We start from the raw sequence: 24,646 nt of genomic DNA on the forward strand, positions 1-24,646 counted from the left end.
CACGCCGCTATCCCCACGGGGGTAGCGGCGTGTCGTGCACCCACAGCGTGAGAGGGGGGCTCAGGCCGACGCGCGCACCACGAGCCGCGGCTCCAGCACCTCGTGGACGTCGTCGGTCCGCCCGTCGAGCCGCTCGCGCAGGAGCGCCACCGCACGGGTCCCCATGACGTCACGCTGCTGCTGCACGGTGGTCAGAGCGGGGCGGGCCCGCCGGGCGAGCATCGTGTCGTCGTAGCCGACGACGGCGAGGTCGGCCGGGACACGCCGCCCCGCGTCGAGCGCGTGGTCGAGCACGTCGACCGCCTCGACGTCGTTACGTGCGAACACCGCGGTCGTGCCGTCCTGCACCAGGGCGTCGAGCGCGGCCGGGTCCGGTCGCACGACCCGCACCTCCGCCCCCAGACCGGCGGCCCCCATGGCCGCCTCGTACCCGCTGCGCCGGGCGATCCCGGCCGGGCGGGTCGACGACGTGACGTGGGCGATGCGCCGGTGCCCGCGCGCGACCAGATGGTCGACGACGAGCGCCGCGCCCTGCTCGTCGTCGTTGTTGACGGAGTCGATGCCGGCCACCGGGGTCGCGGTGCGGCCCACCATGACGACCGGTGCGCGACGGGCCGCGGTGACCAGCACCTCCTCGGGCACCCATGACGAGACGACGACGAGCCCGTCGACACCGAGGTCGAGGAGCTGCTGGACGCGGCCGGCGAGCCGTCCGCGCTCCCGGGACCCGTGCGCGAGCACCACGGAGAACCCCGCGGCCTCGGCCGCCTGCTCCACCGCCGCGACGATCTCCGTGTGGTACGGGTTGTCGAGGCTGGAGATGACGGCGCCGAGCAGCATGGACCGTCCCTGCTTGAGGGTGCGGGCGGTGAGCGACGGCCGGTAGCCGAGCTGGTCCGCGACGACGAGGATGCGTTCCCGCGTGCGCTCCGACACCCCGGCGTCACCGCGCAGCGCCAGGGAGACGAGGGACTTCGACACCCCGGCGGCGGCGGCGACGTCGAGCAGGGTGGGGCGTGGTCGGGACGAGGCGGGCGGCACGCGGCCATCCTGCCCAGCCGACGGCGACGGCGCGACATCGACGCGCGGGCGGACCACGGCGAGCGTCTGGAACGTTCCAGAAGTTCCGGCGTCGTTCACCGGGAGGCCACCACCGCGACGCTGCCCAGACGTTGCCCGTCCCTAGCGTCGCCGTCGTGACGATCGCCCCGAGCCCCGAGACCGCCCGCCCCGACACGCTGCCCGGCACCGCCGGGGCACCCACGCTGCGCACCCGCCCGGCGGCACTGCTGCTCGACTTCGGCGGCGTCGTGCTGACCACCAGCAAGCGTCCCGGCGGCCTCGAGGCCATGGCCGAGCACGTCGCCGCGACGCTCGCCCGTGCCGGCCATCGGCGATCCGCGGCGGAGCTCCTGCCGGTGCTGCAGGGTGGCAAGAAGGCGCTGAAGGACTGGAAGAACGCCTCCTCGCGGTTGCTGGAGCCCACCGAGCTGGACCACCGCACCATCTGGCGCGAGTTCTACGGCTCCCCGCTGACCGCGGCCGAGCGGGAGGTCCTCGCCGGCTCCGCCGGGCAGCTCCAGGAGACGATCACCCGCACCCTGACCGACCACGCCGTCCGCCCCGGGGTGCGCGACCTGCTGGCCACCGCGCGCGACCTCGGCGTCCCGCTCGGCATCGTCTCCAACGCCCACTCCGGCCGTGCGCACCGGGCGATCCTCGCCGAGCAGGGCCTCGCCTCGGCGTTCGCCGTGCAGGTGTACTCCGACGAGGTCGGCATCCGCAAGCCGCACCCCGGCATGATCGAGCTCGCCGCCCGCGCGCTCGGTACGACGCCGGACCGCTGCTGGTACGTCGGCGACACCTTCGACCGCGACGTCGTCGCCGGGCGTCGCGCCGGGACGGGCGCCGTCGTGCTCACCCGCGACCACCACACCGACCGGCCGCCGTTCCCCGTGGCCGAGGAGCCGGACCTCGTGCTGGAGGACCCGCGCGGTCTCGCCGGCCTGCTGGCGGAGTCCCGGCCGGACGCCCCGGCCCGGCCACCGGCACCGCCAGCGTCCGCCGCCCGCAGGGCCGTCAGCGCGCTGCTGCTCGATCACGGGGGTGTCATCGCCGTCTCGCGGCCCGACGGCGCCACCCGGCGCGCGTTCGCGGCGCGCCTGGCCGCGGGCCTCAGCGCCGCCGGGTACCCGACCGGCACCGACGAGGCCGTCGACGTGCTCGACCGGGCGCGCGCCGCGCACAAGGCCTGGAAGGACCAGAACGAGCAGGCGGACGACGGCGGCACCGCCGTCGCCGAGATCGACGCGCCGACGTTCTGGGTCGACCTCGTCGGGCCGCTGCTCGAGCACCACGGAACGGGCGTGCGGCACTGGCTGCGCGCCGAGGCGCACGCCCTCATGGTCGACTACGCCCGGACCAAGTCCACCCCCACGGTGCGACCCGGCGTGCGCGAGCTCCTCACCGCGGCCCGCGACGCCGGCGTGCCCGTCGCCGTCGTCTCGAACACGGTGTGCGGGCGAGCGGTGCGCGAAGAGCTGGTCGAGCACGGCCTCGACGACCTGGTCGGCGCCCACGTGTACTCCGACGAGCTCGGGCTCCGCAAGCCCGATCCCACGACGGTCCGCACCGCCCTGGCCGCCCTCGACGCCGACGCTGCCCGCGCCGTGTTCGTCGGCGACAAGCCGCACCGCGACGTCGTCGCCGCCCGCGCCGCCGGGGTCGGGACCGTCGTGCTGGTGCGCGGCGGCTCCACGGGCGACGAGGCGCTGGCCGCCCTGCCCGCCGGCGGCGAGCACACCCCCGACCACCAGGTCGCCGAGATCGACGAGGTCGCCGCCCTGCTGCGCGGCCTCGTAGCCCGCGCCGGCACCCGCCGGTGACCCGCACGACGAGCACCATCCGACCGAGGAAGGCCACCATGACCAGCTCGCCGACCACAGACCCCGCCCCCGCCCGCCACCCCGTGAGCGCGGCCGGCGCACTGCGCCGCCGCGTGCACGACCCCGACGGCATCTCCGGCTCCCAGAAGCTCATGATCCTCGTGCTGTCGATGACGCTGTTCGGCGTGGCCGACATCGTCGCGGACATGCTGCCCTCGTTCTCCGTCGGACCGCTGGAGCTCGAGGTCGCCTACTTCGCCTTCATCCCCGTGGTGCTCGCCGCGCTGCTCACCCCGTTGTGGGTGGCGCTCGGCGTCGCGATCGGCGAGGCCGTGATCGCCGACCTGCTGCTCGGCAGCTTCGGCGGGTTCGGCGAGCTCGAGGGCTTCCTGCAGCTCTTCATCGGCACCTACGTGGCCGGCTGCCTCGTCAAGGACCCCCGCAAGGTGCAGCAGCTCTTCGCCGCAGCCCTGGCGCTCGTGGCGATCGACAAGGTCTCCTCCGCGGTCATCGACGTCGCCAAGGTCGCCGTCGGCGTGGACCCGGAGGAGCTCGAGGACCAGGGCGGCACGCTCCTCGCCGTCGTCGTCGCCGAGGGCTTCGAGCTCCTCATGGCGCTGCTGATCACCGGCGTGGTCTTCGGCGGTCTCGCCGCCGCCTGGCTCGCCCCGCGCCTGCACGGCAAGATCGAGCCCCTCATGGGCCTGCGGCCCCGCGACCCGCAGAACCCGCCCCGGCTCGTCGGCCCCTGGGGGCTGTCGTTCTGGTGGGTCGCGATCCTTGGCATCCTCACCGCCGCCTTGATCGGCGTCCTCAGCCAGTGGGAGGAGTTCGTCGGGCGGGAGGAGGCCGTCACCACCGCCGGGTCGTTCGACACCGAGCTCACCGACACCTACGGCGACAACGTCGTGTGGATCGCGGCGCTCGTCGGCCTCGTGGTCGGCCTGGCCGTCGTCCTCGCCCTCGTCGCGGTGGTGCGCCGTCGCCGCGACGCCCGGACGGACGCGGCGGCCCGGTCCGGCTCGACCCGCCAGGACGAGGACCGCTGATGCCGACGCCGACCACGGTCACCGCGCCCGGTGCCCCGTCCGCGCCGCCGTCGCAGGCTGCCGCCGCCGTCGAGGTGCGCGGGCTGACGTTCCGCTACCCGGGGGCGGAGCAGGACTCGCTGCGGGGGGTCGACCTGCGGATCGCGCAGGGCGACTTCGTGGCCGTGGTCGGCGGCAACGGCTCGGGCAAGACCACGCTGTGCAAGGCCTTCAACGGTCTGGTGCCCCACTTCTGGAACGGCGACCTCACCGGCTCGGTGGAGGTCTTCGGCCGGGACACCGCAGGCCTCGGCGTCGCCGAGCTCGGCGCCGACGTCGGCTACGTGTTCCAGGACTTCGGCAACCAGCTCGTGCGCCCCACGGTGCGCGACGACGTCGGGTTCGCCCCGCTCAACCTCGGCCACGCCGACTGGGCCGAGCGCGCCGACCGCGCGATGGCGGGCCTCGACCTCACCTCGATCGGGGACACGTTCACCTGGCAGCTCTCCGGCGGCCAGCAGCACCTGACGGCGCTCGCCGGGGCGCTGGCGCTCGCGCCCCGGCTACTCGTCGTGGACGAGCCCGCCGCCGAGGTGGACCCGGCCCGCGCGACGGCCCTCTACGAGCACCTCGCCCGGCTGAACCGCGAGCGCGGGGTCACCGTCGTGGTCATCGAGCACCACGCCGAGCTGGTGGCCCGGTACGCCCGGTCGGTGGTGCTCATGGCCGACGGCGCCCCGCGATGGCACCTGCCGGTGCGGGAGGCGCTCGGCCGGGTCGACGACCTGGCCGAGGCCGACATCCCCGTCCCGCAGGTCATCGACCTGGCGCGCCGGCTCGCGCCCGGCACGCCGCGCCTGCCGCTCACGGTGGAGGAGTGCACGACGCTGCTCTCGTCGCTGCCCTCGCCGCCTGTTCCCCTCGCGACCTCCGCCACGGTCCCGCGCGCCGCGGTCCGGCACGCGCCGCCCGTCGCCACGGTCGCCGGCGTCACGCACGGGTACCGCACCATCGCCGGCGGCCGCTCCGTCGTCCTCGACGACCTCCACCTCAGCCTGCACGACGGCGAGAAGGTAGCGCTGGTGGGCTCCAACGGTGCCGGCAAGTCGACCCTCCTGGCGCTCCTCGCCGGGTTGACCCTCCCCCGCGACGGCACCGTCGAGGTGGACGGCCGGGACACCCGTCGGGTGTCCGCCGCCGAGCTCTCCGACGCCGTCTGCTACCTGGTGCAGCGCCCCGAGGAGATGTTCCTCGCGGACTCCGTGCGCGGCGACGTGGCGATGCACCCGCGCGGCCGCCGGGTGCCCGACGCCGACACGCTGGTGGAGGAAGTGCTCGAACGGGTGCGGCTCACCCAGGTCGCCGACCGGGACGGGCGGCTCCTGTCCGGCGGCCAGCAGCGCCGCGCGGCCCTCGCCGTCGCGCTGGCCATGCGCCCCCGCCTGCTGCTGCTCGACGAGCCCACCTCCAGCCTCGACCTGCGCTCGCGCGACGACGTCATCGCCATGCTGGCGGCGCTGGCCGCGCACATCCGCTGCACCGTCGTCGCCACGCACGACATGCACCTGGTCGCCGAGTGGGCGGACCGCGTGGTGGTGCTCGACGGCGGACGCGTCCTCGCGGACACCGACCCGGCCACGCTGTTCGCGTCGCCCGAGATCCTCTCCCGCGCCCGCCTCGTGCCGCCCCAGGTGAGCCAGGTCGGCGCCGCTCTCGGCATGGCGCCCGTGCCGTTGTCGGTGGACGAGCTCGTGGAGCGTGCCCGATGAGCGCCGCCACGTCCACGCCCGCCGAGACCCGGCCCGCGCAGCGCCGGGCCCGCCGTCGGACCGGCTGGGACCGCACGAGCGTCGAGTGGGTCAAGCTCGAGCTCATGCGGGTCGCCTACGCCACGCGCGGCGGTTTCCTCGCGCGGCGCGACCCGCGCGCCGTCGTCCTCTGGTACGCGGTCTGCGCGCTGGCGCCCTGGTTCACCTACGACCTGCGGGTCCTGGGGGCGTTCTTCGGGCTCGCCCTCGGCGCGGCGCTCGCCGCGCGGATCGGGCCGCTCCTGCTCGGTCTGTTCGTGCTGTCCACCGTGGGACAGGTGGGCTACCTGCTCGTGCTGGTCCTGGTGCTGGGCGGCGACCTGGGATCGGTCACCGGGCTGGCCCAGGCGTACTTCAAGCTGAGCACGGTGTCGCTGGTCTCCATGGCGGCGTTCGTGTCGCTCGACCCGGAGAAGATCACCGACGCCCTGCTGGCGCTGCGGGCGCCCGCCATCCTCGGGTTCGCCGTCAGCTACGGGTACCGGATGGTGCCGGTGCTGGTCGACGAGTTCCAGACGATCGTCGACGGTCACCGGATGCGCGGTGCGCCGTCACGCGGGGCCGGGTTCCTGGGGTGGCGCGCCCTGACGCGGGCCGGCCGGATCGCCGTGCAGGCCTTCTACCCGCTGATCCTCAACACGGCCAAGCGCACCCGCACCACCGTCGAGGCGCTCGAGACGCGCGGGTTCACCGCGGCCACCGCCGCCGGCGACGGGCGCCGCCTCCGGCTCGCGCACCTGCGCTGGACCGGGGGCGACGCCCTGCTGCTCGGGGCGACCTTGGCCGTGGTGGTGGCGGTCTACGCGTTCGCGTGACCGGCACGCTCGGAGCGGACCCGGCCCACCTCACCGCGTGGCGACGGCGGGCACCTCTTCCGGCTCGGTCTCGCGGTCGACGCGCGCCGCACGCAGGCGGGAGAGCACCACGGCTCCCATCGCGATGCCGGCGGCCACCAGGGCGATGGCGATGCGCAGCACGTGGTTGGCGTCCGCAGGCACCGAGAGCATGACCACCGCGGGGGCGATGAGCAGCGAGACCAGGTTCATCACCTTGATCAAGGGGTTGATCGCCGGGCCGGCGGTGTCCTTGAACGGGTCGCCCACGGTGTCGCCGATGATCGTGGCCTCGTGCGCCTCGGAGCCCTTGCCGCCGTGGGCGCCGTCCTCCACGATCTTCTTCGCGTTGTCCCAGGCGCCGCCGGAGTTGGCCAGGAAGATCGCCATGAGCACCCCTGCGCCGATGGTCCCGGCGAGGAACCCGGCCAGCGGGCCGACGCCCAGCCCGAAGCCCACCGCGATGGGTGCGAACGCCGCGAGCAGGCCCGGGGTGGCGAGCTCGCGCAGGGAGTCCTTGGTGCAGATGTCCACGACCTTGCCGTACTCCGGCCGCTCGTCGTAGGTCATGATCCCGGGGTGCTCGCGGAACTGGCGACGCACCTCGTAGACGATGGCGCCGGCGGCCCGGGTGACCGCGTCGATCGCCAGGCCGGAGAACAGGAACACCGTGGCCGCGCCGAGGATGACGCCGACCAGCGTGATCGGGGAGATGATCTCGTAGCTGAGCATCGCGCCCACGAGCCCGCTGCCCACCGTCGTCACCTCCGCGACCGCCGTCTCGACGGCGTCCGCGTAGGAGCCGAACAGCGCGGTCGCGGCGAGGACCGCCGTCGCGATGGCGATGCCCTTGGTGATCGCCTTGGTGGTGTTGCCGACGGCGTCGAGGTCCGTGAGGATCTGGGCGCCCTCGTCGTCCACGTCGCCGCTCATCTCCGCGATGCCCTGCGCGTTGTCGCTCACCGGACCGAACGTGTCCATGGCGACGATCACGCCGACCGTGGTCAGCAGGCCGCACCCCGCGAGCGCCACCAGGAACAGCGACAGCCAGATGGACCCGCCGGCGAGCAGGAACACGCCGCAGATCGCGGCCGCGATGACGCCGGCGGTGTAGACGGCCGACTCGAAGCCGACGCCGATGCCCGACAGCACCACGGTGGCCGCGCCGGTGCGGGAGGTCGCCGCCACGTGCTTGGTCGGCTTCGAGTCGGTCCCGGTGAAGTACCCGGTGATCCACAGGATGATGCCGGCCAGGACGATGCCGATGAGCACGGCGAGCGAGGCGACGACGCGCGGGTCGGAGGTGACGCCGGTCAGGTCCGCGGTGCCGCCCATCCCCGTGAACGAGCCCGGGAGGTAGACGAACGCGGCCAGGGCGGCGAGACCGGCGCCGACGACGGCCGAGACGTAGAAGCCGCGGTTGATGGCGGTGAGGCCGGACTCGTTCTCCCGCATCCGGGTGATGACGACGCCCAGCAGGGCGACGAAGGCGCCCACCGCGGTGACGACGAGCGGGAACACCAGGCCCTGCTCCCCCATGACGGCCTTGCCCAGGATGAGGGCGGCGACGAGGGTCACGGCGTAGGACTCGAAGAGGTCGGCGGCCATGCCCGCGCAGTCACCGACGTTGTCGCCCACGTTGTCGGCGATGGTCGCGGCGTTGCGCGGGTCGTCCTCGGGGATGCCCTGCTCGACCTTGCCGACCAGGTCGGCTCCGACGTCGGCCGCCTTGGTGAAGATCCCGCCGCCGACGCGCATGAACATCGCGAGCAGCGCGGCCCCGAACCCGAAACCCTCCAGCACGGCCGGGGCGTCGGTGCGGTAGACCAGCACGACGACGGCGGCACCCAGGAGGCCCAGCCCGACGACCGACATCCCGACGACGCCGCCGGTGCGGAACGCGATCCGAGCACCCGTCCGGCGGCCGTCGGGCCGGGTGGCGGCCGCGGCGACCCGGACGTTGGCCCGCACGGCGAGCGACATCCCGAGGTAGCCGATGGCCGCGGAGAACCCGGCACCGACGAGGAACGCGACCGACCGTCCGACCCGGACCCCGCCGTCGCCGGGCAGCAGGAAGAGCAGGGCGAACACCACGACGGCGAACAGCGCCAGGGTCCGGAACTGCCGGCTGAGGTAGGCGGACGCGCCCTCCTGGACCGCCTGGGCGATGTCCTGCATCTTGTCGGTGCCACCGACTGCGGCGAGCACCTGCCGCCGCAGCACGGCGGCGCACACGAGCGCTGCCAGGGCGATCACCGCGATGACCGCGACGATCGTGATGCTGTCGGACCCGAGTGTGAGCATCCGTCCTCCTCGACGTGTGCCACGCGCCGCGTCCGGGTCTTCCTCGACCGGGGCGGAGCGTCTGCTGGACACCCCGCCGTCGCCGTTGACGGCGGGATGCGCGTGAGTCTACTCACACGTGACGGCCGTCACGAACGGACGTCTGCCCCGGGCACCCAGGGGCCGCCGTAGACTCCCCGGCACAAGGTCAACGACGACTGGATCGGAGCACAGCGTGAACTCCTTGGTGCTGATGGTGGTGGGCCTGGCCATGGTCCTCGCCGGGTACTTCCTCTACTCGAAGTTCCTGGCCAGCCGCATCTACCGGCTGGACGAGGGCTACCGCACGCCGTCCCACGAGATGCGCGACGGCGTCGACTACGTCCCGACCAACAAGTTCGTCCTCTGGGGTCACCACTTCACCTCGGTGGCCGGCGCCGCACCGATCGTCGGGCCCGCCATCGCCGTCATCTGGGGCTGGCTGCCCGCGTTCCTCTGGGTCACCCTCGGCACCGTGTTCTTCGCGGGCATGCACGACATGGGGGCGCTGTGGGCGTCGGTCCGCAACAAGGGCCGCTCGATGGGCATGCTGTCCGGCCGCTACATCGGCGCTCGCGGGCGCGGCCTGTTCCTCGTGGTGATCTTCCTGCTGCTGCTCATGGTGATCGCCGCGTTCGCCGTGGTCATCAAGAACCTGCTCATCGCGACCCCGTCGTCGGTCATCCCGGTCTGGGGTGCCATCGCCGTGGCGGCGGTCATCGGCCAGATGATCTACCGCTGGAAGATCAACCTGCTCGTGACGACCGTGATCGGCGTCGTCGCCCTCTACTCGCTCATCCTCGTCGGCGACCGGTTCCCGGTCGTCCTGCCCGACCCGATCCTCGGCATGTCGCCCGCGACGTTCTGGATCGTGGCCCTGTTCGTCTACGCCGGCATCGCGTCGCTGCTGCCCGTGTGGGTGCTGCTGCAGCCGCGCGACTACATCAACGGCGTCCAGCTCTTCATCGGGCTCGGCATCCTCTACGGTGCCGTGCTGTTCTCGACGCCGGCCGTCGTCGCCCCCGCGGTCAACCAGAACGTGCCGGCGGACACGCCCAGCCTCGTCCCGCTGCTCTTCGTGACCATCGCGTGCGGCGCGATCTCGGGGTTCCACGGCATGGTGTCGTCCGGCACGTCGTCCAAGCAGCTGGACAAGGAGACGGACGGCCGGTTCGTCGGCTACTTCGGCGCGGTCGGCGAGGGCATGCTGGCGCTCGGCGCGATCATCGCCACGACGGCGGGCTTCCGGACGGTCGCGGACTGGGAGGCGGTCTACTCCTCGTTCGCCGTCAACGGCGTCGGCGCGTTCGTCGACGGCGGTGCCGCGATCGTCAACGCCGGTCTCGGCATCCCCGCCTCGTTGTCGGCGACCATCCTGGCCACGATGGCCGTGCTGTTCGCCGCCACGACGATGGACACGGGCGTGCGCCTGCAGCGGTTCGTCGTCCAGGAGGCGGGTGAGCTGGCGGGTATCCGGATCAACAAGGTCGTCGGCACGATCGTCGTGCTCGTGGTCGCGATGGGGCTGGTCTTCAGCTCCGGCGGCGAGGGGGACGGCGGGCTGCTCATCTGGCCGCTCTTCGGCACCACGAACCAGCTCCTGGCGTCCCTCACGCTCGCGGTCGTGGCGGTGATCCTGCTCCGCAAGAAGCGCAACCCCGTGCCCGTGCTGGTCCCGCTGGTCTTCGTCCTGGTGATGTCGATCTACGCGCTCGTCGTGCAGCTCGGGACGTTCTGGGCGGACCAGAGCTGGCTGCTGCTGGGCCTCGACGTCGTCATCCTCGTCGCGTCGCTGTGGGTGGCCGTCGAGGCCGCCGCCGCGATGAACGCCGCGCGCAAGGGATCCTTCGACCCGGAGTCCGACGAGCCGGTGCCCAGCGGCTCGGCCGCCGCCGGCGCGCGCGGTGCGGGCGGGAACCCCACCCAGGAGGCCTGATGCCCGGCACCCCGAGCGCCCTCGCCGCCTTCACCGCAGGTCTGCGCGAGCTCTACGAGGCGCCGTACCGGCGCACGATGGCTCGCGCCCAGCGGGACGAGGACGACCTGTTCACCCTGGTCGTGCTCGCCGAGGCGCTCGGGGTGCCCAACCCCGCCACGTACTACACCGTCGAGCTGCTGCCCCTGGTGGCCGACCGCGTGCACGAGTGGCACACCCGCCTCGGCATGGACCGCTCCCCCCTGGACCACGTGTCGTGCTGCTAGACCTCCACGGCCTGGCCGCCCGCCGCCGTGTCATGTTCCTCGGCGGCAAGGGCGGTGTCGGCAAGACGTCGATCGCCTCGGCGGTCGCGCTCGACCAGGCCCGCGCCGGCCGCCGGGTGCTGGTCGTCTCCACCGACCCGGCACACAACCTGGGCCACCTGTGGCAGCGCGAGGTGGGCGACGACGTCGTCCACCTCGCCCGAGGGGCTGCCGACGGGTCCCTCGACGGCGTCGAGATCGACCCGGGGCGCACGACGGCGGCGCACCTGGCCGCGGTCCGGGCCACGTTGCGCCGGCTCATGCCCGAGCACCTGGGCGGTGAGGTGGACCGGCACCTGGACCTGGCCCGTGACGCCCCCGGCATGCACGAGGCCGCGATCCTCGAGCGGGTGGCCGACCTCGTCCAGACAGGCACGGCCGACTACGACCTCGTGGTCCTGGACACCGCGCCCTCGGGGCACACCGCCCGGCTGCTGTCCCTGCCGGAGACCATGGGGGCCTGGACGGACGGCCTGCTGCGCCGCCGGGACCGGTCCGACCGCCTGGGCGCCGCCGCCCAGATGCTGGGCGGCCGGGGCGAGGCGACCGCACGGCGCGACGCCGAGATCCGCTCCGTGCTGACCCGGCGGCGGGAGCGGTTCGCGCACCTGAGGGACGTGCTGACGGACCACGACGCCTGCACGTTCGTCGTCGTCCTGGCCGCGGAGCGGCTGCCCGTGCTGGAGACGGTCGAGCTCGTGGGGCAGCTCGACCGGCTCGGGGTGGACGTGGGCGGGCTCGTGGTCAACAAGCGCTCGCCCGCCGACGCCGGCGAGCTGCTCGCCGCGCGCCACGCGGCGGAGTCGGTGCACCTGGCCACCCTGCGGTCCGCGCTGCCCGACGTGCCCGGCTGCGAGGTGCCGCTGCTCGCGGCCGAGCCCGTCGGAGCGGAGGGGCTGGCCCGTCTGGCGACCTGGTGGCACTGAACCTCACCGGGTGGGCAGCCCTCGGTAGAACGCACGGACCGCCCGGTCGAACTCGTCGGGCCGGTCGAGGTTCGTGACGTGCCCGCACTCCGGGATCACCACGAGCGTCGACCCCGGGATCACCCGCGCCATCTCGTGCGCCACACGGAGCGGCGACCGGGCGTCCAGCTCTCCCCAGAGCAGCAACGTCGGCACCCGGACCGCTGGCAGGTGGGCACTCAGGTCCGTCGCGGCCATGATGGCCAGCTGGGTGCGCAGGCTGTCACGGCGCACGCTCGCCGCCATCGCATCGACCAGCGCCGTGAACGGGCCGGGCGGCCCCGCGGCGAACAGGTCGGGCAGGACCAGGTCGACCTCGCCCTCGGGTGCTGCCAGCAGGGGCTCGAGGGCGGCGACGCGTGCAGCGACCTCAGCGGCCGGCAACGATCCCTTCCATCCGGCGTAGGCGCCGGTCAGGATCAGGCCGGACACGAGCTCGGGGTGCCGCCGGGACAGCTCGAGGGTGACCGTCGATCCCCAGGAGAGCCCGCACACGGGGGTCGGTGCGAGCCCGAGGGTGACGATCAGGCCGGCCAGCACGTCGGCGTAGTCGGCGAGCGCGAAACCCTCGGGCAGCCCGCCCGAGGCCCCGGCGCCCGGCTCGTCCCACGCCACCACGGTGAGCTCGTCCGAGAGCGACCGCAGCTGCGGAGTCCACAGGCGGCCGTCCTCTCCTGCCCCGTGCACCAGGACGAGCGGCGGACCCTCGCCCGCGCGGCGGTACGCGACATCGACACCGTTCACGGACCGGCGCCTCACCATCGCGCGCCTCCTCCCACCGGAGCCCGGCCTCGCCGCCGCTCTCCACCCACGACGGTACGGAGGTGGCCGCGCGGTCGCACGACCATCGTCGACGGCAGTCCGCGGCGTCGGGTCGCACCCGAGGCCCGCACGGCGTCGCTCGCTAAGGGTTTTCCTCACGGTCGGGCATCGGTGTACGGGTGTTGTCCATCGCTGGGTGGCGTCCCAGACTCGGTTCTGTGAGCATCCCTGACGAAAGGTTCGCCATGACCCGATCGACAGCCTTCGACCTCCGCGGCGCCGCAGTGCGTCGCACCTTCTCCGCCCTCACCGCCCTCGTGGTCGCCGCCGCGGGCGCGCTGGCCTGGACCACCGCCGGTCCCGCCGCGTCGGCCTCCGCCGCGAGCTGCGCGCCCGCCTGGTCGGCGGGCACGGTGTACACCGCCGGCGACGTCGTCTCGCACGACGGCGAGAACTGGGACGCGCAGTGGTGGACGCTCGGCGAGACGCCGGGCACCACCGGCCAGTGGGGCGTCTGGCGCTCCGCGGGCGCCTGCGACGGCGGCTCGACGCCCGACCCCACGGACCCGCCCGTCGACCCCGGTGACTTCGTGGTATCCGCCGCGCAGTTCGACCAGATGTTCCCGCAGCGGAACGCGTTCTACACCTACCAGGGCCTCGTCGACGCCCTCGGCGCGTACCCGGACTTCGCCGCGGCCGGCGGCCCCGAGATCGCGAAGCGGGAGGCCGCCGCGTTCCTGGCCAACGTGGACCACGAGACGGGCGGGCTGCGCTACGTCAAGGAGATCAACGAGGCCAACTACCCGCACTACTGCGACACCACGCAGCCGTTCGGGTGCCCCGCCGGTCAGTCGGCCTACTACGGCAAGGGCCCGATCCAGCTCTCCTGGAACTACAACTACAAGGCCGCGGGCGACGCCCTGGGCATCGACCTGCTCAACAACCCCTACCTCGTCGAGACCGACCCGGCCGTCGCCTGGAAGACCGGGCTCTGGTACTGGAACACCCAGTCGGGCCCCGGCACCCTGACCGGCCACCAGGCGATCGTGACCGGCGCCGGGTTCGGCGAGTCGATCCGCTCGATCAACGGCGCCCTGGAGTGCGACGGCGGCAACCCGGCCCAGGTGCAGAGCCGGATCGCCTCGTTCCAGCGCTTCGCGCAGATCCTCGGCACGACGACGGGTGGCAACCTCGGCTGCTGACCTCGCCGCAGGGGCCGACGGCGGGACCCACCGCCGTCGGCCCCTCGTCGGTCCGTGCCCCCGACCGACCCGTGCGCGCGTGCGAGGATTCCCCCATGCCGGAGAACACCCCCGTCACCCCTGCACCGCACCCGCACCCCGAGGTTCCCGTGGAGGCCCGGGAGCACGCCGAGGACCTCGGCGCGTTCGTCACCGCCGCGCCGTCGTCGTACCACGCGGCCGCCGAGGTGGCCCGCCGCGCCGAGGCCGCCGGGTTCGTACCGTTGGCCGAGACGGACACCTGGGACGTCGCCCCGGGCGGCCGCTACGTCGTCGTGCGCGACGGCTCGGCCATCGCCTTCGTCGTGCCGCCCTCGGCCGGGGCGACCACCCCGTTCACGGTGCTCGGCACGCACACGGACTCCCCCGGGTTCAAGCTCAAGCCGCGCCCCACCACCGGGCGCGAGGGCTGGGTCCAGGCCGGCGTCGAGGTGTACGGCGGGCCGCTGCTCAACTCCTGGTTGGACCGCGAGCTCGAGCTCGCCGGGCGCCTCGTCACCCGCGACGGCACGGAGCACCTGGTCCGCACCGGGCCGTTCGCCCGCATCCCGCAGCTCGCGATCCACCTCGACCGCCAGGTCAACGACGGCCTCACGCTCGACAAGCAGCGCCACACGCAGCCGGTGATCGGCCTGGGCGAGGTCGGCGACGCCGACGTGCTCGCCGCGCTGGCCGCGCGGGCCGAGCTGCCCGACGGCGCCGCCGTCGACCCGGCCGACATCCTCGGCTACGACGTCGTGGTCGCCGACACCCAGGCACCGCGCGCGTTCGGGACGCACGAGGAGCTGTGGGCCTCGGGCCGTCTGGACAACCTGCTGTCCACCCACGCGGCGCTCACCGCGCTGCTCGGCGCCACGCCCGCGGACCTCCACGGCGTCGCCGTGCTGGCCGCGTTCGACCACGAGGAGATCGGGTCGGAGTCGCGTTCGGGCGCCGCCGGACCGTTCCTCGCCGACGTGCTGGGCCGCGTCTCCCGGGCCCTCGGGGCGGGCGGCGAGGACCGCCGTCGGGCGCTGGCCTCGTCGGTGTGCGTCTCGTCCGACGTCGGCCACGCCGTGCACCCGAACTACCCGGAGCGCCACGACCCCGCCAACCACCCGCGGGCGGGCGGCGGTCCCATCCTCAAGATCAACGCCAACCAGCGCTACACCACGGACGCCCACGGGGCGGCGCTCTGGCAGGCGGCGTGCGACGCCGCGCGCGTGCCCACCCAGGAGTTCGTCTCGAACAACACGATCCCGTGCGGGTCCACCATCGGGCCGATCACCGCCACGCGGCTCGGCATCCGCGTCGTGGACGTCGGCGTGCCGATCCTGTCGATGCACTCCGCCCGCGAGCTGACCGCCGTCGTCGACCCCTGGTACCTCGCGCGCGCCATGGGCGCCGTGCTCGTCCGGTGACGCGGCGCTGAGTGGCCCCTACCGCAGCCCCAGCTTGCGGGTGCAGTGCGGCCACTGCCCCCAGCCGGCGCGGTCCTGGAGGATCTGCGCGCGCTTGGTCTGCTCACGGGCGCTGTGGCGGTGCGGCAGGCCCGAGCCGCCGACGGCGCGCCACGTGCTGGCGGTGAACTGGTACATGCCGTAGTAGCCGTTGCCCGTGGCGATCCCGGGCCGGCCGCCGGACTCGCACCGCGCGAGCTGGCCCCACACGTCGCGGGTCCGGAGCTTCTTCGCCGACACCCAGCCGGTCTTCCCGCCGGGCAGCTCGACCTTGACGCGGTTGACGTCACGGCCGGTGGTCCGGGCGAGCTTGGTGACCTTCGTGCCCAGGGCCGCTCGCGCCACGGTGCGGGACGCCCCGCGGACCTCGCGGGTGATCGCGACCCGCTTGGTCGTGAACCGCTGGCCGCCGACGTCACGCAACGGCGTGGCCGTCACGTGGCGCTTGCCGATCCAACCCACCTTCCCGTTCGGCAGCCGGACCTCCAGCAGACGGGTGCGGCGCTCGAGCACCGTCAGCCGCGTGCCGTCGTCCGGCCGGGCCACGACGCGGCTCGACCGCCCGCGCTTCTTCGTGACCTTGGCCCGGTCGGCCTTGACCCAGCGCACGGTGCCCTGGGACGCCGCGGCGAGAGGGCCGACGGCGGCGGCGGGCGCGGCGCTCGGCGGTGCGGCCGCCGGGAGGGTGGCCGCGGTGGTCGCCGGCAGCGCGGACGCCGCGGCAGGGGCTGCGGCGGCGTTCGCCGGAGCGACCGCGAGCGGGGCGAGGGCGACGGCGGTGGCCGCCGTGAGGGCAGCAGCGAGCCGCCGGGTCCTGGTGGTGGGCATGAGACCAGGGAACGATGGTCACGAACGGATAACAGCCCGGTCGAGACTTCTTTCACAAGACGTCCATGACCATTCCTCAAGCCATTCATCAGAGAATAGACAAATGCTTCTGAACGGTCAGGTCGATCATTCTTCGCTTATGCCCTGCGAACGGCGATAGAGCCACCGGGCCGGCCCGCCGTCGGACGGGCCGCCCCGTGGTGTCGCCCGATCAGACGCGACGGCGGCGGCGTACCGTCAGGACGCCGAGACCTCCCAGGACGAGGGCGACTGCCGCGACGACCACGCCCGTGACCGCCGTGCCGGTCTGCGGCAGCTCCGCGCCGGTCTGCGCGCGGACCTGCTCGGCCGACCCTGCGCTCACCTCGGCCGCGTCCCCGGACGTCTCCGGGGCACCCGGTGTGACCGCCACACCCTGCGGGCGGCCGATCGTGCCGTCGGAGGTGTCGTCGCCCTCGTCCACGACCGCGGCCGGGCTCTCGCTCGGCGCGACCGGCTCGGTGGGCTCGGTGGGCGTGAGGTCGGTTCCCGGTTCGACGGGCTCGCCCGGAACGACCGGGGGCGTGTCGGGGAACTCCGGCGTCGGCTTGGGCTCCGGGGTCACCACGGGCTCCGGGGTCTCCTCGGGGGCCGGGGTCTCCTCGGGGGCCGGGGTCTCCTCGGGGGCCGGGGTCTCGAGGCAGACCGGCTCCTGGCCGCCTTCGCCGAAGTGCTCGTCGTAGTGGCTCACCTGCACCCAACCGACGCACTCACCGGCCGCCACACCCAGCGCGGCCCAGGGGATGAAGCCCTGCCCGATGTACTGGGCGACCTCGTGCCGCGTCCCGGCACACTCGGCGTCCGTGCGGTCGACGCACTTGCCCTCGAAGTGCGCCTGCCCGATCTGGGCACCGTTCTTCGACGTCCGGACGTTGACGTGACCGTTGTCCGGGAAGACGTCCCCGTCGGGGAGCTGGATGCCCTCGGCCGTGACCTGGTACGGCGTGACGTCGTCCGAGCCTCCCGCCCAGGCCAGGGCGGCCGGGGCGATGACGAGAGCGGCGGTGAGAGCGGCGGCCGGGAGCGTGCGCATGCGAGTCCTTCGTCGGGGCGGTGCCCAGCGGCCGAGGGCGCCAGGCGTGTTCCGGGAGCTGTGGTCCGGCCGGGACAGACAGACATGTCGGGTTCATGGCATGAAGACGACAGGACGGCCATACCGGGCTGATGGTTTCGCGACCGATCTTAGACGTCGGCGGTGCGAGCGGACCTCCCCCGTGGCACGCGATGCGGGTGAATGGCAGGTGCGAGACTGTCGGCGTGCCATCCGAGACGCCGTCCGCCGACCACCCGTTGCTGGACGTGCTGACCGCTCGGGGCGCCCGGGCCGACCGGCTCAAGCACGCCCGTACGTTCCCGGCCCGCGCGGCGGCGCACACCGACTGGCCCGGCTGGGCCGACCCGCAGCTCGTGGCGGGCTACCGGGCCCTCGGGGTCGAGCGTCCCTGGACCCACCAGGTCGCCGCGGCGGACGCCGCGTGGCGGGGAGAGGACGTCGCACTGGCGAGCTCTACGGGCTCCGGCAAGTCGCTGGCGTTCTGGCTGCCCGCGCTGACGGCCGTGCGTGCGGGACACGCCGTGGCGCGGGACGGGCAGGGGCGCATCGAGTCGACGGTCCGCCGCAGCACGGTGCTGTACCTGTCCCCCACCAAGGCGTTGGCGGCGGACCAGCTGACCGCGCTGACCCGGCTCCTCGACGCCGCCGGCACCCGGGACGTCCGGGCCACCACGTGCGACGGTGACACCCCCACGGAGGAGCGCCGCTGGGTCGCCGAGCACGCCGACGTCGTCCTCACCAACCCCGACTTCCTCCACTTCGCCCTGCTGCCCGCCCACCGCCGCTGGACGCGGCTGCTGCGCGGGTTGCGCTACGTCGTCGTCGACGAGGGGCACGCGTACCGCGGCGTCTTCGGTGCCCACGTCGCCCTGGTCCTGCGGCGGCTCGCGCGGCTCGCCGAGCACTACGGCGGCACGGCACCCACGTTCGTCGTGGCGAGCGCGACGACGGCGGACCCCGCCGCGAGCGTCGCCCGGCTCCTCGGGACCTCGCCCGACGACGTCACCGAGGTCACCGACGACGGCTCACCTGCGGGACGGCGCACCGTCGTCCTCTGGCAACCGCCCGAGCTCACGGGCCCGGCGTTCGAGCGCTCCGGCGGCGCGACGGCGGAGGACGAGGACCCCTGGGCCCTGCCGGACCCCCTGGACCCCGAGGCGAACGAGACCGACGCCGTCCTCACCGTCGAGGGCGCGGCCGAGCACCCGCGCCGGTCCGCCACCGCCGAGGTGGCCGACCTGCTCGCCGACCTCGCCGCGCACGGTGCCCGCACGCTCGCCTTCACCCGTTCGCGCCGCGGTGCGGAGTCCGTGGCCCAGCAGGTCCGCGACCACCTGCGCCCCGTGTCGACCGAGCTGGCCGGCCGGGTCGCCGCCTACCGGGGCGGCTACCTGCCGGAGGAACGGCGCGAGCTCGAGCAGGCCATCCGCTCGGGCGAGCTCCTGGGGCTGGCCACGACCAACGCGCTCGAGCTCGGCGTCGACATCTCCGGCCTCGACGCGGTGCTGGTCGCGGGCTGGCCCGGGACCCGGATGTCCCTGTGGCAGCAGGCCGGGCGGGCCGGACGCGCCGGCGCCGACGGCCTCGTGGCGTTCGTCGCGCGCGAGGACCCGCTGGACACCTACCTGGTCACCCATCCCGAGGCGGTGTTCGACGCCCCGCTCGAGGCGACCGTGTTCGATCCCGGCAACCCCTACGTCCTCGCCCCGCAGCTCTGCGCGGCGGCGCAGGAGGTGCCGTTGCGCGCCGAGGACCTGGCCCGGTTCGGCGACCCCGCCCGGGTCCGCGAGGTGCTGGACGTGCTCGTCGCCCGCGGCCTGCTGCGACGTCGCCCCTCCGGCTGGTACTGGACGCACGCCCAGCCGGCGGCCGGCATGGCGGACCTGCGCGGGTCCGGCGGGCGGCCGGTGCGGGTGGTCGAGGCGAGCACGGGCCGCCTGCTGGGGACGGTCGACGCCGCCTCGGCGGACGGTCAGGTGCACGACGGCGCGGTCTACGTCCACCAGGGCGTCACCTACGTCGTCGACCACCTGGACCTGGACGACCACGTGGCGCTCGTGGTGCGCCGCGACGTGGACCACGGCACCTGGTCGCGCGACGTCATGGAGATCTCCCTCGAGGAACCCGGCGACCCCGAGCACCCGGCCCCCGAGGGGTCGCGCCCCCCGCAGCGGCGCGAGTGGGGCCCGATCACCTGGGGACTCGGCCCGGTGGAGGTCACCAGTCAGGTCGTGAGCTTCCAGCGGCGTCGCATCCCGGACATGCAGGTCCTCGACACGGAGGCCCTCGACCTGCCGTCCCGGACGCTGGGCACCACCGCCGTGTGGTGGTCGGTCCCGGACCACGTGCTGCGGGCCGCCGGTGTCGACGCCGACGAGACGCCGGGTGCGCTCCACGCGGCCGAGCACGCCGCCATCGGGCTCCTGCCGCTGCTGGCCACCTGCGACCGGTGGGACCTCGGCGGGGTCTCCACCGCTCAGCACCCCGACACCGGTGAGGCGACGGTGTTCGTCTACGACGCCTACCCCGGCGGGGCAGGGTTCGCCGAGCGGGGCTACGAGCTCGGCGAGCGGTGGCTACGCGCCACGCGGGAGGCCGTCGCCGCCTGCCCGTGCGCCACGGGCTGCCCCGCATGCGTCCAGTCGCCCAAGTGCGGCAACGACAACTCGCCGCTGGACAAGGCGGCGGCCGTGCGGGTCCTGGACGCGCTGCTCCGGCACGCCCCGGACGGCTCGCCGTCGTCGGCACCGACGGTGGCGACGTAGCGCCTACGATCGTCGCGTGACCACCGACGACCTGACCGCGCTCCGCCGCACCCGCGAGGCGCGGCGTGTGGATCCCGCCAACGCCCGCTCCTGGCTGCTGCTCAACGCGCTGCGCCACGACGACTTCGACGCCGCGCAGCTCTCGCGCGCCGACCAGCTGGTGCTCGACTGCGAGGACGCGGTCGACGAGTCCCGCAAGGACGAGGCCCGTCGCGGTGTCCTGGACTGGTTCGCCTCCGGCGGCCGCGCCTGGGTGCGCATCAACGAACGCGGCTCCGACGCCTGGGCCGACGACGTCCGTGCCTTCCGCGACGCCGAGGGCCTCTGCGGGGTGATGCTCGCCAAGACCGAGAGCCCCGACCAGGTGGTCGACACCGTGCAGCGGCTCGGCGGGCACCTTCCCGTGGTGCCCCTCGTCGAGTCGGCGCTGGGGATCGAGGACGCGGTGAGCATCGCCCGCGCCCCCGGCACGTTCCGGCTCGCGTTCGGCTCGGGCGACTACCGGCGCGACACCGGCGCGGCCAACGAGCCGCTGGCGATGGCCTACCCGCGCTCGCGGCTCGTGACCGCCAGCCGGATCGGCGGCCTGCCCGGTCCCGTCGACGGTCCCACCGTGGGTTCCAGCCACCCCCTGCTGCGCGAGCAGTCGGGCGACGCCGTCGCGATGGGCATGACGGGGCGCCTCTGCCTGGACCTCGAGCAGCCCGCCGTGGTCAACGAGGTCCTGTCCCCCGCGCCCGCCGACGTCGCCTGGGCGTTCGACTTCCTCGCGGAGTTCGAGGCGTCCGGGTCGGTCATCCGCGACGGGTCCGACAAGCCGCGGCTCGCCCGCGCGCGTCTCATCACCGAGCGCGCCCAGCTGTTCCGCATCGACCCGAGCTGACGGGCGGGGCCCGGCCCGCGCCGTCGCCTCGGCGCGGCCGGCCGCGTCCCACGGCCCAGCGGTGCCCGCCACGGACCGCGCGGCGGTGACCGTCACGAAGCCACCGTGCCCGACGTCGCAGGCCACCACCTGCGCGTGGTTCTGCCGGACGGCGCGCTCCGCCGTCGTGCAGGCGTCGTGTCCCCAGCGCAGCGCCGTCGCTCCGGCCAGCGCACCGAGGTCCGCGGCCGAACGCGCCGTGGACCGCGCCTGCTGGGCCGCGCCCAGCGCCGCGACCGCCGTGCAGAGCAGAAGGACCACCGCCGCCAGCCCGAGGACGAGCACCGTGCCGGCGCCGCGCTCGCGGTCACTGCTCCTGGCACGAGGCGGACCCGTCATGGCTCCACCCAGGCGACGGCCTCGCCGGTCGCCCGCAGCGGCCCGTGGGCGAGCCATCCGCCGACGACCGGCCGGGTGACGACCACCCGCACCCAGTCGCCCTCCTGGGTCACCGTGGCCTCGGCGTCGCCGCCGGCGACCCGTGCCACGGCGGAGCCCGCGGCGGAGAGGTCCCCGCTCACGGCGGCCTGCCGGGCGCCCGCCCGGGCCGCGTCCGCCGCGCGCAGCTGCGCGGTGGACGCGGCCGCGAGCGTGAGCACCGCGACCAGGAGCAGGGCGACCACCGGCATGCCGACGGCCAGCTCGGCCGTCACCGAGCCGCGTTCTCCCCGGTCGCGCGCGCTCACACCGACAGCGCCGAGCTGATGATCGACTCGAGCATGCCGCGCACGGCGTCGCTCTGGAGCACCAGGATGAGCAGCCCCGCGAACCCGACGGCGGCGATCGTCGCGATCGCATACTCCGCGGTGGCGAGGCCGGCCTCGGGGTCGAGCGCGTCGGAACGGCCGGTACCGGGCTCTCCCGCCAGAACCCCGGGGGCCAGGTCGTCGTCGACGCGCTGCGTCTTCTCGGTCATGCGTTCTCCTCTCTCCACCGGGCTCGCACCCGGCTTCCGCGCCTCCGGCCGGTCGACCGGAGGCGATCCGCCCGACCACCGGCCGGGTGGGCACGCTCAGCCGGACAGCAGGTCCACGCCGAGCGCGAGCAGCACGGGCACGAGCCCGACGAGCACGAAGGCCGGCAGGTAGCAGAGGCCGAGCGGCAGCACGAGCCGGACGGCCAGGCGTGCGGCCGCCGTCCGGGCTGCCGCCTGGCGCTCGTGGCGGTGCCCCGCCCCGGCGGCCCGCAGCGACTCGCCGGGTGCCGCGCCGTCGACCCACGCACCGCGCAGCGCCCGCCGCAGCACGTCGAGCCGGTGCGGGGCCGCGAGACGGCCTGTCTCGCCACAGGCGCCGGCCCAGGCCGCGTCCCACCCGGCGCCCAGCCGGAGCGCCGCGGCGACCCGCGCGAGGTCGCGGCCGTCCGGACCGTCGACGGCCGCGGCCACCGCCTCCAGCGCACGCGGCACGCCCGCGCCGGACCGCACCGCTGCCGCGACCAGCTCGAGCAGGCACGGCACGTCCATCGACGCCGCCACCGGACCCTGCCCGGCCGGGTCGTCGTGCGGGGACGGGTCGGCGGCGAGCGTCGACACCCGACGGCTCGACGCCCGTGCCGCCCACCGCCACGGCGACAGACCGGCGTAGGCGGCCAGGGCCACCAGCACGCCGAGAACGGCAGGGCTCACGGCGGTGCTCAGCACCGCAGGGCTCGTCAGCGTAGGGAGCGTCAGTGCGGCGCTCGTCAGTGCGGCGCTCACGGACCTGCTCCCGCCGTCCGGGCCGTGGCGACGAGCCGCTGGGTCCAGGTCCGGCCGGCGAGGAGCGCGAGCACGCCGAGCAGGACCGCAGCGGTGCCGATCCCGCCGTCGGTGGCGGTACCGAGGGGGTCGGCGCCGAGCGCCGTCCCGAGGACCGCGCCGAGCGCCGGCAGCCACAGCAGGACACGCGCCGTGGCCTGCGGTCCGGCGAGGGACGCCTCGCGTTCCGCGTCGGCCTCGGTCTGGGCGACGAGAGCTGCGCCGACGGCCTCCAGCACGCCTCCCAGAGGCGCACCGACCTCCCGGGCGAGCCGCGCCGCGGCGACGACGGCGTGCGCGGGCCGGGTACCCCCGACGGTCGCGGCCAGCGCCTCACGGTCGGGGAGGCCGTCGGCATCGACCGGTACTCCGAGCGCCCGCGACCAGGCCGCCGCCGGCGACGCGCCGGAACGCAGCAGCGCACCCACCTGGGCCACGGCCAGCCGCACCTGGTCCGCCTCGGGCTCGGACCGCCGCGTCAGCCGGCGCCACCAGCCGGCGCCCGGCCGGCGACCCGTGCGCGCCGTCGACGGGACGACGAGCGACGCCGCCCGGCGACCGCCGGGCACCGTGACGCACCAGGCCGCGCAGGCCACACCGAGGCCCACCAGCGCCGTGCTCAGCACCGGCCCCACCGCCTCAGCAGGTCCTCCCAGCCGGGTCCCGGCGCCGGGTCCCCGGTACCCGGGCCGTCCCAGGTCGCCACCGGGCGGACCTCCAGCTCGCCCGGAGCGGCGAGCCGCACCACGGCCACCTGCGCCAGGTGCCGCACGCCTCGACGACGACGCAGGTGCAGCACCACGTCGAGGGCCGCGGCCGCCTGCGCGGCGACGGCGGCACGTGGCATCCCGGCCAGCGCGGCCAAGGCTTCCAGGCGGGCCGGGACGTGCTCGGCGGCGTTCGCGTGCACCGTGGCCATCCCGCCGTCGTGCCCGGTGTTGAGTGCGAGCAAGAGCTCCCGCACCTCGGCGCCGCGGCACTCGCCGAGGACGATCCGGTCGGGCCGCATCCGGAGCGCCCCGTGGACCAGATCGGTGAGGGTGACCTCGCCGGTGCCCTCCACGTTGGCCCGCCGGGCCGCGAGCGCCACCACGTGCGGGTGGACGGGCGCGAGCTCGCGGGCCTCCTCTACCGTGAGCAGGCGCTCGCCGGGCGGCACGAGACCGAGGAGCGCGGCGAGCAGTGTCGTCTTGCCCGTCCCCGTCCCACCGGTGACCAGCAGGTTGGCCCGCCCGGCCACGAGCCCGGCCAGGAGCGGCCCCCACGCGGCGGGCACGGCACCGCGGGCGGTGAGGGCCGGCAGGTCGAGCACGGCCTGGCGCAGCACGCGCAGGGCGATCACCGCACCCGAGGGTGCGATCGGCTCGACCGCGGCATGGAGACGGGTCCCGTCCGGAAGACGCGCGTCGACCACGGGGCTGGCGTCGTCGAGCCGGGCCCCGGCGACGGCGGCCATGCGGACCGCGAGCGCCCGGACCTCCGCGGCGCCCGCCAGCCGCACGTCGCTGCGGCGCAGCCCGTCCCCCCGGTCGACCCAGACCTCGTCGGGACCGTTGACGAGCACGTCGGTGACGCCCGGCTCCTCGAGGAGCGGCTGCAGCGGGCCGGCGCCGGACAGCTCGGCCCGCGCGGCGCGGGTGAGGTCGGCGAGCGCATCGGAGCCGAGGACACGACCGCTGGCCCGCAGCGCGTCGGCGACCGCCGCGTCGTCGGGCGTGCCGGCCGCGGCGCCGAGGCGGGTGCGCAACCCGTCCAGGAGCAGGGGGTCGAGCACGG

At 74.8% G+C, this 24,646-nt stretch carries 21 protein-coding genes and 1 pseudogene; 11 read left to right on the top strand and 11 right to left on the bottom strand.

Annotated elements, in window-relative coordinates; genetic code table 11:
• Positions 1-60 precede the first annotated feature (60 nt).
• On the bottom strand, positions 61-1,041 hold the full coding sequence (locus MWU57_RS15035) for a LacI family DNA-binding transcriptional regulator (protein ID WP_246910227.1): 981 nt from the start codon (positions 1,039-1,041) through the stop codon (positions 61-63).
• A gap of 155 nt (positions 1,042-1,196) precedes the next feature.
• Between MWU57_RS15035 and MWU57_RS15040 the strand changes: the two genes are divergently transcribed.
• From MWU57_RS15040 to MWU57_RS15055, 4 genes are read left to right on the top strand one after another with little or no spacing between them, the layout of a single operon-like run.
• Positions 1,197-2,885 carry an HAD family hydrolase gene (locus MWU57_RS15040; RefSeq protein WP_246910230.1) on the top strand — a complete coding sequence of 563 codons (1,689 nt, stop codon included), beginning with the start codon at positions 1,197-1,199 and terminating at the stop codon, positions 2,883-2,885.
• Positions 2,886-2,923: 38 nt separating this feature from the next.
• Positions 2,924-3,934, top strand: coding sequence for a cell division protein FtsQ (locus MWU57_RS15045; RefSeq protein ID WP_246910232.1), 1,011 nt, complete (start codon positions 2,924-2,926; stop codon positions 3,932-3,934).
• Positions 3,934-5,682, top strand: a complete 1,749-nt coding sequence (locus MWU57_RS15050) for an ABC transporter ATP-binding protein (RefSeq protein ID WP_246910234.1) — start codon at positions 3,934-3,936, stop codon at positions 5,680-5,682. The genes MWU57_RS15045 and MWU57_RS15050 overlap by 1 nt, the downstream gene beginning before the upstream one ends.
• On the top strand, positions 5,679-6,536 hold the full coding sequence (locus MWU57_RS15055; RefSeq protein WP_246910236.1) for an energy-coupling factor transporter transmembrane protein EcfT: 858 nt from the start codon (positions 5,679-5,681) through the stop codon (positions 6,534-6,536). Before MWU57_RS15050 ends, MWU57_RS15055 begins: the two co-directional genes overlap by 4 nt.
• Before the next feature lie 30 nt (positions 6,537-6,566).
• Here MWU57_RS15055 and MWU57_RS15060 read toward each other — a convergent pair whose 3' ends face one another.
• Entirely contained in the window at positions 6,567-8,858 is a 2,292-nt protein-coding gene (locus tag MWU57_RS15060) for a sodium-translocating pyrophosphatase (protein WP_246910238.1), read from the bottom strand.
• A 214-nt stretch (positions 8,859-9,072) separates the two neighbouring features.
• On the opposite strand from MWU57_RS15060, the gene MWU57_RS15065 reads away from it, so the two are divergent.
• Genes MWU57_RS15065 through MWU57_RS15075 form a run of 3 tightly spaced genes read left to right on the top strand, consistent with a single transcriptional unit; the run spans position 9,073 to position 12,043 of the window.
• Positions 9,073-10,812, top strand: a complete 1,740-nt coding sequence (locus MWU57_RS15065) for a carbon starvation protein A (RefSeq protein ID WP_106264707.1) — start codon at positions 9,073-9,075, stop codon at positions 10,810-10,812.
• On the top strand, positions 10,812-11,078 hold the full coding sequence (locus MWU57_RS15070) for a cory-CC-star protein (RefSeq protein ID WP_246910240.1): 267 nt from the start codon (positions 10,812-10,814) through the stop codon (positions 11,076-11,078). The genes MWU57_RS15065 and MWU57_RS15070 overlap by 1 nt, the downstream gene beginning before the upstream one ends.
• A complete protein-coding gene (locus MWU57_RS15075; RefSeq protein ID WP_246910242.1) occupies positions 11,069-12,043 on the top strand; it encodes an ArsA family ATPase in 975 nt (324 codons plus the stop codon). Before MWU57_RS15070 ends, MWU57_RS15075 begins: the two co-directional genes overlap by 10 nt.
• 3 nt (positions 12,044-12,046) lie before the next feature.
• Here the strand turns inward: MWU57_RS15075 and MWU57_RS15080 are convergent, their stop codons facing one another.
• Positions 12,047-12,826: an alpha/beta fold hydrolase gene (locus MWU57_RS15080; protein ID WP_246910244.1), complete on the bottom strand. Its 780-nt coding sequence runs from the start codon at positions 12,824-12,826 to the stop codon at positions 12,047-12,049.
• Between the two features lie 263 nt (positions 12,827-13,089).
• Here MWU57_RS15080 and MWU57_RS15085 point away from each other — a divergent pair, with 263 nt between their 5' ends.
• The gene (locus tag MWU57_RS15085) at positions 13,090-14,046 is read left to right on the top strand and encodes a glycoside hydrolase family 19 protein (protein WP_246910245.1); all 957 of its coding nucleotides are present in this window, start codon (positions 13,090-13,092) and stop codon (positions 14,044-14,046) included.
• 95 nt (positions 14,047-14,141) lie between these two features.
• On the top strand, positions 14,142-15,485 hold the full coding sequence (locus MWU57_RS15090; protein ID WP_246910247.1) for a M18 family aminopeptidase: 1,344 nt from the start codon (positions 14,142-14,144) through the stop codon (positions 15,483-15,485).
• A gap of 18 nt (positions 15,486-15,503) precedes the next feature.
• Here the strand turns inward: MWU57_RS15090 and MWU57_RS18225 are convergent, their stop codons facing one another.
• Positions 15,504-16,352, bottom strand: coding sequence for a transglycosylase family protein (locus MWU57_RS18225; RefSeq protein WP_281495793.1), 849 nt, complete (start codon positions 16,350-16,352; stop codon positions 15,504-15,506).
• A gap of 211 nt (positions 16,353-16,563) precedes the next feature.
• Complete coding sequence (locus MWU57_RS15100) at positions 16,564-17,424, bottom strand: LPXTG cell wall anchor domain-containing protein (protein ID WP_246910250.1); 861 nt, start codon at positions 17,422-17,424, stop codon at positions 16,564-16,566.
• A gap of 224 nt (positions 17,425-17,648) precedes the next feature.
• Here MWU57_RS15100 and MWU57_RS15105 point away from each other — a divergent pair, with 224 nt between their 5' ends.
• Both MWU57_RS15105 and MWU57_RS15110 read left to right on the top strand, forming a co-directional pair.
• Positions 17,649-20,210: a DEAD/DEAH box helicase gene (locus MWU57_RS15105; RefSeq protein ID WP_246910251.1), complete on the top strand. Its 2,562-nt coding sequence runs from the start codon at positions 17,649-17,651 to the stop codon at positions 20,208-20,210.
• A gap of 16 nt (positions 20,211-20,226) precedes the next feature.
• Positions 20,227-21,093, top strand: a complete 867-nt coding sequence (locus MWU57_RS15110) for a CoA ester lyase (RefSeq protein ID WP_374108567.1) — start codon at positions 20,227-20,229, stop codon at positions 21,091-21,093.
• 18 nt (positions 21,094-21,111) lie between these two features.
• Here the strand turns inward: MWU57_RS15110 and MWU57_RS15115 are convergent.
• The 6 genes and pseudogenes from MWU57_RS15115 to MWU57_RS15140 all read right to left on the bottom strand — a co-directional run.
• A pseudogene (locus MWU57_RS15115) lies at positions 21,112-21,528 on the bottom strand (Rv3654c family TadE-like protein); the annotation flags it as partial.
• Positions 21,468-21,818 carry a TadE family type IV pilus minor pilin gene (locus MWU57_RS15120; RefSeq protein WP_246910253.1) on the bottom strand — a complete coding sequence of 117 codons (351 nt, stop codon included), beginning with the start codon at positions 21,816-21,818 and terminating at the stop codon, positions 21,468-21,470. The gene MWU57_RS15120 and the pseudogene MWU57_RS15115, both read right to left, overlap by 61 nt.
• Positions 21,815-22,048 (bottom strand): DUF4244 domain-containing protein, encoded by a 234-nt coding sequence (locus MWU57_RS15125; protein ID WP_246910254.1) that lies wholly within the window; start codon positions 22,046-22,048, stop codon positions 21,815-21,817. Before MWU57_RS15125 ends, MWU57_RS15120 begins: the two co-directional genes overlap by 4 nt.
• 96 nt (positions 22,049-22,144) lie before the next feature.
• A complete protein-coding gene (locus tag MWU57_RS15130; protein WP_246910256.1) occupies positions 22,145-22,831 on the bottom strand; it encodes a type II secretion system F family protein in 687 nt (228 codons plus the stop codon).
• Positions 22,828-23,496 carry a hypothetical protein gene (locus MWU57_RS15135; RefSeq protein WP_246910257.1) on the bottom strand — a complete coding sequence of 223 codons (669 nt, stop codon included), beginning with the start codon at positions 23,494-23,496 and terminating at the stop codon, positions 22,828-22,830. Before MWU57_RS15135 ends, MWU57_RS15130 begins: the two co-directional genes overlap by 4 nt.
• Complete coding sequence (locus tag MWU57_RS15140; protein ID WP_374108568.1) at positions 23,490-24,644, bottom strand: TadA family conjugal transfer-associated ATPase; 1,155 nt, start codon at positions 24,642-24,644, stop codon at positions 23,490-23,492. The genes MWU57_RS15135 and MWU57_RS15140 overlap by 7 nt, the downstream gene beginning before the upstream one ends.
• Positions 24,645-24,646 lie beyond the last annotated feature (2 nt).

This window comes from Isoptericola sp. S6320L (assembly GCF_023015685.1).
In the GTDB taxonomy this organism is placed as follows: Bacteria; Actinomycetota; Actinomycetes; order Actinomycetales; family Cellulomonadaceae; genus Isoptericola; species Isoptericola halotolerans_A.